Origin of the sequence: Ectothiorhodospira mobilis (assembly GCF_016584115.1) — a bacterium.
In the GTDB taxonomy this organism is placed as follows: domain Bacteria; phylum Pseudomonadota; class Gammaproteobacteria; order Ectothiorhodospirales; family Ectothiorhodospiraceae; genus Ectothiorhodospira; species Ectothiorhodospira mobilis.
This window is the reverse complement of record NZ_NRSK01000011.1, coordinates 66902-78094: the sequence shown is the minus strand read 5'-3', so window position 1 is coordinate 78094 and position 11193 is coordinate 66902. Positions and strand designations below refer to the sequence as shown.

General features: G+C 69.5%; 7 protein-coding genes. 4 read left to right on the top strand and 3 right to left on the bottom strand.

The features are described 5' to 3' along the window. Both CKO33_RS06550 and polA read right to left on the bottom strand, forming a co-directional pair. On the bottom strand, positions 1–253 hold a 253-nt coding region (locus CKO33_RS06550), incomplete at its 3' end, for an Rpn family recombination-promoting nuclease/putative transposase (RefSeq protein ID WP_200180542.1). Positions 254–340: 87 nt separating this feature from the next. Then, positions 341–3058 (bottom strand): DNA polymerase I, encoded by a 2718-nt coding sequence (polA, locus tag CKO33_RS06545; protein WP_200180540.1) that lies wholly within the window; start codon positions 3056–3058, stop codon positions 341–343. 134 nt (positions 3059–3192) lie between these two features. Here polA and CKO33_RS06540 point away from each other — a divergent pair, with 134 nt between their 5' ends. Beyond that, entirely contained in the window at positions 3193–3918 is a 726-nt protein-coding gene (locus tag CKO33_RS06540; RefSeq protein WP_200180538.1) for an LOG family protein, read from the top strand. A 77-nt stretch (positions 3919–3995) separates the two neighbouring features. Continuing rightward, a complete protein-coding gene (locus CKO33_RS06535) occupies positions 3996–4259 on the top strand; it encodes a DUF2782 domain-containing protein (RefSeq protein WP_338081744.1) in 264 nt (87 codons plus the stop codon). Between the two features lie 48 nt (positions 4260–4307). Here the strand turns inward: CKO33_RS06535 and uvrD are convergent, their stop codons facing one another. Continuing rightward, positions 4308–6485, bottom strand: coding sequence for a DNA helicase II (gene uvrD, locus CKO33_RS06530; protein WP_200180530.1), 2178 nt, complete (start codon positions 6483–6485; stop codon positions 4308–4310). Positions 6486–6917: 432 nt separating this feature from the next. Here uvrD and CKO33_RS06525 point away from each other — a divergent pair, with 432 nt between their 5' ends. Both CKO33_RS06525 and odhB read left to right on the top strand, forming a co-directional pair. After that, a complete protein-coding gene (locus CKO33_RS06525; RefSeq protein WP_200180528.1) occupies positions 6918–9743 on the top strand; it encodes a 2-oxoglutarate dehydrogenase E1 component in 2826 nt (941 codons plus the stop codon). Positions 9744–9807: 64 nt separating this feature from the next. Further along, the gene (gene odhB / locus CKO33_RS06520; RefSeq protein WP_200180526.1) at positions 9808–11139 is read left to right on the top strand and encodes a 2-oxoglutarate dehydrogenase complex dihydrolipoyllysine-residue succinyltransferase; all 1332 of its coding nucleotides are present in this window, start codon (positions 9808–9810) and stop codon (positions 11137–11139) included. Positions 11140–11193: the final 54 nt, after the last annotated feature.

Sequence of the window (11193 nt, the reverse complement as noted above, 5' to 3'; positions counted from 1 at the left end):
AGGATTTGTGTTCGATCAGGGTGTACACAAAGGCCGTGCGGCCATCCCGGAGCCGGACCTGGAACAGGCGGTCGCTGTGGGTGTCCCGCAGGGCCTCGTCCACGAAGGAGCCCTCCACCGGTACGGGGTCTTCCGCCATCCGCTTGGTGAGCGCCGCCGGAAGACTCTCCCGCAGCAGCACCGCAGCCCGTCCGGGATCCTCCAGCAGGGCCTTGAACAGGGTGTCGTGGGGGTTGGGGAGGGGCTTGGTCATGAGTCAAACGGATCTACCAGTATGAGCAGAAGCAGCTTTCACATACCCTTTTCTTGAAGATCCCACCGACACAACCCATGATTCGCATCAGTGGGCCGCGTCCCAGTTGGGGCCCACCCCCACGTCCACCTCCAGGGGCACGTCCAGTTGCGCGGCGTCGGCCATGAGTTTTGAGACGCGTTTTCCGACGCGCTCGGCGGCGTCCTGGTCCACCTCGAAGACGAGTTCGTCGTGCACCTGCATGATGAGCAGCGCCGGCTCGCCTTGCTCCTGCAGCCAGGCGTCCACCCGCAGCATGGCGCGCTTGATGATGTCGGCGGCGGTGCCCTGCATGGGGGCATTGATGGCCAGACGCTCGGCCTGGCCGCGGGCGGCGCTGTTGCGGGAGCGGATGTCCGGCAGGTAGAGGCGGCGGCCGAAGAGGGTCTCCACGTAGCCCTGGTCCCGGGCGCGTTCCTTGGTGTCGTCCATATAGCGGCGTACACCGGGATAACGCTCGAAGTAGCGGTCCACGTAGTCCTGGGCGTCGCCGCGCTCGATCCCCAGCTGGCGCGCCAGGCCGAAGGCGGACATACCGTAGATGAGGCCGAAGTTGATGGTCTTGGCGGCGCGGCGCTGTTCGGGGGTGACCCGCTCCAGGTCCACGCCCCAGACCTCGGCGGCGGTGGCGCGGTGGATGTCCAGGCCCTGGGCGAAGGCCTGCAGCAGCCCCGGGTCGCCGGAGAGATGGGCCATGATGCGCAGCTCGATCTGGGAGTAGTCGGCGGCCATGAGCACCCGGCCCCCAGGGGCGACGAAGGCCTGGCGGATGCGCCGGCCCTCGGGGGTGCGCACGGGGATGTTCTGCAGGTTGGGCTCGGAGGAGGACAGGCGGCCGGTGGAGGTGACGGCCTGGTGGTAGGAGGTGTGCACCCGGCCGGTGCCGGGGTGGATGCGCTCGGGCAGGCGGTCGGTGTAGGTGGACCTGAGCTTGGACAGGCCCCGGTGCTCCAGGATGAGCCGGGGCAGGGGGTAGTCGGCGGCCAGCTGTTCCAGCACATCCTCGGCGGTGGAGGGCTGGCCCTTGGGGGTCTTGCGCACCACCGGCAGCTTCTGGCGCTCGAAGAGGATCTCCTGGATCTGCTTGGGGGAGGCCAGGTTGAAGGCCTGTCCCGCCGCCTCATGGGCGCGGCGCTCGATCTCCCCCATGCGTTCGCTGAGCTCCCGGCTCTGGGTGAAGAGCAGATCCGGGTCCACCTTCACCCCGGCCCGCTCCATGCGCGAGAGCACGGGCACCAGGGGGATCTCCAGGTCCTCGTAGATGGCCCGCTGCCCCGGGTTGGCCTCCAGTTGCGGCCAGAGATGGCGGTGCAGACGCAGGGTGATGTCGGCGTCCTCGGCGGCGTAGGGGGCGGCCTCCTCCAGGCGCACCTGGCTGAAGGGGATCTGGCGGGCACCCTTGCCCGCCACGTCCTCGTAGCTGCGGGTCTTCACCCCCAGGTGGCGCTCGGCCAGGGTGTCCATGTCGTGGCGGCTGGCGGTGCTGTTGAGCACGTAGGAGGAGAGCATGGTGTCGTGGGCGATGCCCTGGAGCTGGATGCCGTGGTTGGCCAGCACGTTGCGGTCGTATTTGAGGTGGTGCCCCACCTTGGGTCGCTGCGGGTCTTCCAGCAGGGGGCGCAGCCGTTCCAGGGTCTCCTCCAGGGGGAGCTGGTCCGGGGCATCGGCGTACTCATGGGCCAGGGGCAGGTAGGCGGCCTCGCGGGGCTCCACGGCGAAGGAGACCCCCACGATGCGGGCCTGCATGTAGTCCAGGCTGGTGGTCTCGGTGTCCAGGGCGAACAGGTCCGCCGCCTCCAGGCGCTGCAGCCAGCGGTCCAGGGCCTCGCGGTCCAGAAGGGTCTCGTAGCGGGGGGCGGGCCCGTCGTCCCCCTGCCCCTCCCCCGGGCAATCCCCCGTGGAATCGCCCTGCTCCGCCTCCAGTTCCCGCAGCCAGCTGCGGAACTCCAGGCGCTCCAGCCATTCCCGCAGGGTCTCCCGGTCCGGTTCCCCCAGGGTGAGGGCCTCCGGGGTGGTGTCCAGCTCCAGGTCGCAGCGCACCGTGGCCAGCTCCCGGGACAGGGGCAGGGTGTCCAGGCTGGCGCGCAGGTTCTCCCCCACCTTGCCCTTGATGTCCTGGGCGTTGGCCATCACGCCGTCCAGATTGCCGTGGGCCTTGAGCCACTTGGCGGCAGTCTTGGGGCCCACCTTGTCCACGCCGGGGATGTTGTCGGAGGTGTCCCCCACCAGGGCCAGGTAGTCCACGATCAGGGCCGGGGGGACACCGAAGCGGGACTCCACGCCGGCCTCATCCAGGGTGGTGCCGGTCATGGTGTTCACCAGGGTCACCCCCGGCATCACCAGCTGGGCCAGGTCCTTGTCGCCGGTGGAGACCACCACCTCCATGCCCCGTTCCCGCGCCCGGTGCACCAGGGTGCCGATGACGTCGTCCGCCTCCACGCCGGGCACACACAGCAGCGGCATGCCCAGGGCCCGCACCAGGGCATGCAGCGGTTCCACCTGGGCCGCCAGATCATCCGGCATGGGCGGGCGGTTGGCCTTGTAGCGGTCGTACAGGGCGTCCCGGAAGGTGGGGCCCTTGGCGTCGAAGACCACGGCCATGTGGGCCGTGGGGTAGTCCTTGAGCAGCCGGCGCAGCATGTTGGCCACGCCCAGCACGGCGCCGGTGGGCTCGCCGCGGCGGTTGCTCAGGGGGGGCAGGGCGTGGAAGGCACGGTAGAGATAGGACGAGCCGTCCACCAGCACCAGGGGGGTCTTTGCGTTCACGTGTATCGGTCCCGGGGGAATTCGCCTCCATTGTCCCCCAGCGCCGGGGCCAGGCCAAATCCCCGTGTTTGCCCCGCCGGGCGAACGCGATATGCTGGGGACAAACACCACGCCAGGACGGGATCGAGGCCATCATGAAGCGCGACGAACGGGCGACCCATCCGGGCCTGCAGCCCATGGACGACAGCATGCTCACCCGGGAGAGCTGGAAGATCTTCCAGATCATGGGCGAATTCGTGGAGGGCTTCGAGCGCCTGGCGCGCATCAAGCCCTCGGTGAGCATCTTCGGCTCCGCCCGCATCCCCCCGGACCATCCCACCTATGAACTGGCCGAGCGCATCGCCCGGGACCTCTCGGACTCGGGGTTCGCCGTGGTCAGTGGCGGCGGGCCGGGGATCATGGAGGCGGCCAACAAGGGGGCCTTCGCCGGCAAGTCCCCCAGCATCGGCCTGAACATCGACCTGCCCCACGAGCAGACCGCCAACGCCTACCAGGATGTCTCCCTGGGGTTCCGGCACTTCTTCTCCCGCAAGGTGATGTTCGTGAAGTACGCCTCGGCCTATGTGGTGCTGCCGGGGGGATTCGGCACCCTGGACGAACTGGCGGAGATCCTCACCCTGGTGCAGACCAACAAGACCCGGCGCATCCCCATCATCCTGGTGGATTCCGCCTTCTGGCGGGGCCTGCTGGACTGGTTCCGGGAGGCCCTGGTGGCGCGGGGCACCATCGACCCCCAGGACCTGGAACTGTACACCGTGGTGGACGATGCCCAGGGTGTGGTGGATGCCGTGTTCAACTTCTACCAGTACGGCGGTCTGGAACCCACCTCCGAGGAACGCGAGAGGTTGATGGACCTGTGAAGACGCACCGACCCTTATGCCTTTTGCTCCTCGTCCTGGCCCTTCTGGCCGGCCCGCTACCGGCGCAGGATACCGACGTGCCCCCGCCCCCGCCGCTGCTGGACGACTCGGACCAGGTGAACCGGGAACTGCTGGAGCCCCGGGTGACCATCACCCGCCGGGGCGGGGCCCGGGTCTCGGAATACCGCATCCAGGGGGAGTTGTACATGCTGCGGGTGGAACCGGACGGGGCCCCCGCCTATTACCTGGTGGACGCCGATGGCGACGGCCGCCTGGAGAGCCACATGAACGAACTGGACCCGCGCATCCTCGTGCCCAGCTGGGTGATCTTCCGTTTCTAGCGGGATGCCGCGGACCGGGCGACCCGAGCGGCCTGACCTGACGCGCCGTCAAAGGGGCTGCAGCTTGGCGTAGCCCACCACCAGCCACTTGCTGCCGTGGTCGTTGAATCGCACCTGTATGCGGGCGTTGCGGCCCTGCCCCTCGCAGTCGGTGATCACCCCCTCACCGAACTTGGCGTGCATCACCCGCGCCCCCAGGGAAAGGCCCTCCGCCGGCGGCTCGGCGCCCCGCACCGGCCGGGCGGTCTCCGGGGCCTCGGTGGCGGGGCGGCGCAGGCTAGCCCGGGGGCGCACGTCCTCCAGCAGCTCCGGCGGCAGTTCGCCGATGAAGCGGGAGGGGGCGTTGTAGCTGTCCCGGCCATGCAGACGCCGGCTCTCGGCGTGGGTGAGCACCAGGCGGCGGCAGGCCCGGGTGATGCCCACGTAGGCCAGCCGGCGCTCCTCCTCCAGCCGCCCCGGTTCCTCCAGGGACATGCGATGGGGGAACAGCCCCTCCTCCAGCCCGGTGAGGAAGACCAGGGGAAACTCCAGCCCCTTGGCCGCGTGCAGGGTCATGAGCTGCACGCTGTCCTCCCAGGCGTCCGCCTCCCCCTCCCCCGCCTCCAGGGCCGCGTGGGCGAGGAAGGCGGTGAGCGGGGTCATCTCCCCGTGGCGCTCCGGGTCCGGGACGAACCCCCGGGCGGCGCTCACCAGTTCGTTCAGGTTCTCCACCCGGGCCTCGGCCTTCTCCCCCTTCTCCGCGCCATAGTGGGCGCGCAGGCCGGAGTGCTCCAGCACGTGCTCCACCTGCTCATGCAGTTCCAGTCCCCGGCAATCCCGGGCCATGCCCTCCACCAGGGCCTGGAAGGCCTGCAGGGCCCGGGCCGGGCGGGCCCCCAGGGCGCCCTGTTCCAGCAGACGGGCGCCGGCGGCCCACAGGGAGAGGCCGTGTTCCCGGGCCTGTTCCCGCAACGTGGCCAGGGTGCGCTCCCCCAGACCGCGGGCGGGCTGGTTGACCACCCGCTCGAAGGCGGCATCGTCCTCCCGGCAGGACACCAGGCGCAGGTAGGCCAGGGCGTCCTTGATCTCGGCCCGCTCGAAGAAACGCAGCCCCCCGTACACCCGGTAGGGGATGCCCGCCTGGATGAGGGTCTCCTCCAGGACGCGGGACTGGGCGTTGGAGCGGTAGAGGATGGCCGCCTCCCGCCAGGCCCCGCCGTCGGCCTGCCAGCGGCGCAGTTGCTCGGCCACGAAGCGGGCCTCGTCGTATTCGTTGAAGGCCCCGTAGAGGGTGATGGGCTCCCCGGAAAGCCCGTCGGTCCACAGATCCTTGCCCAGGCGGCCGCCGTTGTGACGGATGAGGGCGTTGGCCGCCCCCAGGATGGTGGCGGTGGAGCGGTAGTTCTGCTCCAGGCGCACGGTGCGCGTGCCGGGGAAGTCCCGGGCGAAGCGCTGGATGTGTTCGATGCGGGCGCCGCGCCAGCCGTAGATGGACTGGTCGTCGTCCCCCACGGCGAACACGGGGATGTCCTCCCCGGCCAGCAGGCGCAGCCAGGCGTACTGGATGTCGTTGGTGTCCTGGAACTCGTCCACCAGCAGGTGACGGAAGCGGCTGCGGTAATGCTCCAGCAGGTCCGGGTGGTCCCGCAGCAGTTCCAGGCTGCGCAGCATGAGTTCGGCGAAGTCCACCATGCCACCCCGCCGGCAGGCGGCCTCATAGGCGGTGTAGACACGGATCATCTGCCGGTGTACGGGATCGCCGGTGTCCTGCATGTGCTGCGGGCGCACGCCCTCGTCCTTGCGCGCGTTGATGAACCACTGCATCTGCCGCGGCGGCCAGCGGGCCTCGTCCAGGTCCAGGGACTTGAGCACCCGCTTCACCAGGCGGTACTGGTCGTCGGCGTCCAGGATCTGGAAGGCCTCGGGCAGGCCGGCCTCGCGCCAGTGGGCCCGCAGCAGGCGGTGGGCCAGGCCGTGGAAGGTGCCCACCCACAGGCCCCGGGGCGGCATGCCCAGCAGGCCCTCCAGGCGGCCGCGCATCTCGTTGGCCGCCTTGTTGGTGAAGGTCACCGCCAGGATGGCGTGGGGCGAGCCCCCCTCGGCGCGGATGAGCCAGGCCACCCGGTGCACCAGCACGCGGGTCTTGCCGCTGCCGGCGCCCGCCAGCACCAGCACCGGCCCCGGAGGGCTGCCCACCGCCTCGCGCTGGGCCTCGTTGAGGGAGTCGAACAGGGGGGAGTGATCCATGACGGAAGTGTACCAGAAGGGCCGGCGACCCCGGGATCCGGGGCCGGGTGCCGGGGGTCGGAGCAGGTGCCGGGGGTCTCCCTGCGGCGGGTGTCGACCGCAGGGATGCGGTCGTCAAGCGTACAGGGATGTATTCACCGCGTCCCGCCGCAGGGAGACCCCCGGCACCCGCCACGGCCGTTACAGGGAAACCCCCGGCAGCCCCCAAGGCCAAAAAATGGCTGGATCCATCCACATCCGGGCCGTGGATGGCCAGTTTTGCCGGGCACAGGGGCCACTTCAAGCCTCCCGCCGCGCATCTGAGACCCCCTTCCCGGAATCCCCTTCCCATACAGGGGGGGTTGTCAGCGGACCGAGAACGATCAAGACTTGATGCTGAGCAGCAAAACCCGCCCCGATGACATCCGCACAGCCCACGCAGACCCAGACGCCATGACCCGACACAACCCCGCCCGCGACATGCAGAGCCAATGGGAGACCTCCTACCTGGACGCGGGCAATGCCGCCTACCTGGACCAACTCTTCGAGGCCTATCTGCAGTCCCCGGAGAATGTGCCGGAGCGCTGGCGACGGCATTTCGAGGCCATGGGACACCCCGCGCAGGGCGGTGAACTGCTGCACAGCCGGGTGCGGGAGGAGTTCCGCCGCCTGGCGGAGAACGGCACGGCCCGGGGCCTGCCCATGGGCAGCCTGGAACACGAACGCAAGCAGGTGCGCGTGCTGCAATACATCAACGCCCACCGTTTCCTGGGCCACCTGCAGGCGGACCTGGACCCGCTGGAACTGACCCGCCCGGAACCCCTGCCGGAACTGACCCTGGAACACCACCAGCTCTCCGAGGCGGATCTGGCCAGCACCTACAACACCGGCTCCCTGGTGGGCCCCGACGAGGCCCCCCTGCGGGAGATCGTGCGCATCCTCAAGGGCACCTACTGCAAGACCCTGGGGGCGGAATACATGCACCTGCGGGAGACCGCCGAGAAACGCTGGCTGCAGCAACGGCTGGAATCGGTGCGTGGCGAGCCCCGCTTCAGCGACGAGCGCCGGCGCTCCATCCTGGACCGGCTGACGGCGGCCGAAGGCCTAGAGCGCTACCTGCACAGCCGCTACGTGGGGCAGAAGCGCTTCTCCCTGGAGGGCGGCGAGACCCTCATCCCCCTGCTGGACGAATGCATCCGCCGCGCCGGCGAACTGGGCGTGCGCGAGACGGTGATGGGCATGGCCCACCGCGGCCGGTTGAACGTGCTGGTGAACACCCTGGGCAAGTCTCCGGCGGAGCTGTTCCAGGAATTCGAGGGCAAGGGCCGGCGCCATCCGGGCACGGGGGACGTGAAGTACCATATGGGCTTCTCCTCCGACGTGCAGACCCCCGGTGGCCCCATGCACCTGGCCCTGGCCTTCAACCCCTCCCACCTGGAGATCGTCAATCCCGTGGTGGAGGGCTCGGCCCGCGCCCGCCAGACCCGCCGCGGCGACCGCGAGGGGGACCAGGTCCTGCCCCTGCTGATCCACGGCGATGCCTCCTTCGCCGGACAGGGGGTGATCATGGAGACCCTGAACATGTCCCAGACCCGCGGGTTCTCCACCAAGGGCACGGTGCACATCGTGGTGAACAACCAGATCGGCTTCACCACCAGCACCCTGCGGGATGCCCGTTCCACCCCCTACTGCACCGACGTGGCCAAGATGGTGGACGCCCCCATCCTGCACGTGAACGGGGACGACCCGGAGATGGCCCTGTTCGCCGCCCAGGTGGCCCTGGACTACCGCATGACCTTCAAGAAGGACGTGGTCATCGACCTGGTCTGCTACCGCCGTCAGGGGCACAACGAGGCGGATGAACCCTCCGTCACCCAGCCGGCCATGTACAAGCGCATCAAGGAACTGCCCACCACCCGGGCCCGCTATGCCAGCCGCCTGGAGGAGGCGGGCATCCTGGATACGGACGAGGCCCGGGGGATGGAATCCCGGGTGCGCGAACGCCTGGATTCCGGGGAAGGCATGATGCCCGATCTCATCGGGGGCGGCGACAGCTACGACCAGCCCGTGGACTGGAAGCCCTACCTGGACCGGGACTGGCGCGAACCCGCCGCCACGGCGGTACCCAAGGAGACCCTGCGCGATCTCTGGCGGCGGCTGGTGGAGGTCCCCGAGGGGTTCCAGTTGCAGTCCCGGGTCGCCCGCATCCTGGACGACCGGCGCAAGATGGCCGCCGGCTCCCTGCCCCTGGACTGGGGGTTCGCCGAGACCAGCGCCTACGCCACCCTGCTCGCCGAGGGCTACCCCGTGCGCCTGTCCGGTCAGGACAGCGGCCGCGGCACCTTCTTCCATCGTCACGCCGTGCTCTACAACCAGCAGGACGGGGACCGCTGGATCCCCCTGCGTCACCTGACGGAGGACCAGGCGGACTTTCTCGTGGTGGATTCCCTGCTCTCGGAGGAAGGGGTGCTGGGCTTCGAGTACGGCTATGCCACCGCCGCCCCCGACACCCTCACCCTCTGGGAGGCCCAGTTCGGCGACTTCGCCAACGGGGCGCAGGTGCTCATCGACCAATTCATCAGCTCCGGCGAGCAGAAATGGGGCCGCCTCTGCGGCCTGGTGATGCTCCTGCCCCATGGCTATGAGGGCCAGGGGCCGGAGCACTCCTCGGCCCGCCTGGAGCGCTACCTGCAACTCTGCGCCCAGCACAACATGCAGGTGTGCGTACCCTCCACCCCGGCGCAGATGTTCCACCTGCTGCGCCGGCAGATGATCCGGCCCTACCGCAAGCCGCTGATCGTCATGACCCCCAAGAGCCTGCTGCGCCACAAGCTGGCGGTGAACGCCCTGGAGGACCTCACCAGCGGCCGCTTCCGGCCCGTCCTCGACGAGGTGGACGACCTGGACCCGGCCGGGGTCACCCGGGTCATCCTCTGCGCCGGCAAGGTCTATTACGATCTCCTGGAACGGCGCCGCAGCGAGGAGAAGCACCGCATCGCCCTGGTGCGCCTGGAGCAGCTGTATCCCTTCCCGGACGAGGAGCTGGCCGAGATCCTGGCGGCCTATACCAATGCCACCGAGTTCTACTGGGTGCAGGAGGAGCCCCTGAACCAGGGGGCCTGGTACGCCACGCAGCACCACATCCGCGCCCTGCTGGGCGAGGGCCGCTATCTGCAGCACGTCACCCGGCCCGCCTCCGCCTCCCCCGCGGTGGGCCACCTGGACGTGCACGTGAAGCAGCAGGAGGCCCTTGTTGAACGGGCCCTGCGCCTGACCTGAACCGGGCCGCAACCCACCATCCCCCATCCCTTCACATGCCGGAACCCACAAGGACTTACACGCAATGAGTATCGAGGTGAAGATCCCGCAACTCCCCGAATCCGTGGCCGACGCCACCATCGTCTCCTGGCACAAGCGCCCCGGCGACGCCGTGCAGCGCGACGAGACCCTGGTGGATATCGAGACGGACAAGGTGGTCCTGGAGGTGCCCGCCCCGGAGGATGGCGTCCTCGGGGACATCGTCGAGGACGAGGGATCGGTGGTCACCGCCGGACAGGTGATCGGCCACGTGGAACAGGGGGAAGGCAGGAAGGGCAAGAAGCCGGCCGCCGGTGCCGCGGACCAGGACGGGGGCAAAGACAAGGACAAGGACAAGGACGCGGAGAAGAACAGGAACGGAGAGGACCAGGGGCAAGGCAAGGGAGACGACAAGGCCCCGGCCACCCCCTCCGGGGACCAGGCCCCCTCCCTGAGCCCGGCGGTGCGCAAGCTGGTGGCGGAGCATGACCTGGATCCCGCCCGCATCGAGGGCAGCGGCAAGGGCGGGCGCATCCTCAAGGAGGACGTGCTGCGCCATCTGCAGGCGCAGGCCCCCGCAGAATCCGCATCCGCCCCCGAGGCCGCCTCCGGCGAGTCCGGGGCCGGGGCGACGCAGTCCGCGCCGGAACCCCGGCCCGAGCCGGGCACCCCCGAGGCCCGCCCCGAGAAGCGCGTGCCCATGACCCGGCTGCGGGCCCGGGTCGCCGAGCGCCTGGTGGAGGCCCAGCAGACCGCGGCCATGCTCACCACCTTCAACGAGGTGAACATGAAGCCGGTGATGGACCTGCGCGCCCAGTACAAGGACCGCTTCGAGAAGCGCCACGGCGTGCGCCTGGGGTTCATGTCCTTCTTCGTCAAGGCGGCCACCGAGGCCCTCAAGCGCTTCCCCGAGGTGAACGCCTCCATCGACGGGCGCGACGTCGTCTACCATGGCTACTTCGACATCGGCATCGCCGTCTCCTCCCCGCGGGGCCTGGTGGTGCCCATCCTGCGGGATACGGACGCCCTCACCATGCCCGACATCGAACGCGCCATCGCCGACTTCGGCCGCCAGGCCGAGGAGGGCAGCCTGGGCATCGAGGACCTCACCGGCGGCACCTTCACCATCTCCAACGGCGGGGTTTTCGGGTCGCTGCTCTCCACCCCCATCATCAATCCCCCGCAGAGCGCCATCCTGGGGATGCACCGCATCCAGGAGCGGCCGGTGGCGGAGAACGGCGAGGTGGTGATCCGGCCCATGATGTACCTGGCGGTGTCCTACGACCACCGCCTGGTGGACGGCCGCGAGGCGGTGCAGTTCCTGGTCACCATCAAGGACATGCTGGAGGATCCCACGCGCCTGCTGCTGGAGGTCTGAGATCCCCCGTACGGCGCCGGCCCCGGGCCGGCGGCAACCCTTTTCCGAATCATT

Bases quoted from the DNA above. Each gene is read 5' to 3' on its own strand.
- CKO33_RS06540 (WP_200180538.1), top strand. From the start codon at position 3,193: ATGAAGCGCGACGAACGGGCGACCCATCCGGGCCTGCAGCCCATGGAC.
- uvrD (WP_200180530.1), bottom strand. From the start codon at position 6,485: ATGGATCACTCCCCCCTGTTCGACTCCCTCAACGAGGCCCAGCGCGAG.
- CKO33_RS06525 (WP_200180528.1), top strand. From the start codon at position 6,918: ATGACCCGACACAACCCCGCCCGCGACATGCAGAGCCAATGGGAGACC.
- odhB (WP_200180526.1), top strand. From the start codon at position 9,808: ATGAGTATCGAGGTGAAGATCCCGCAACTCCCCGAATCCGTGGCCGAC.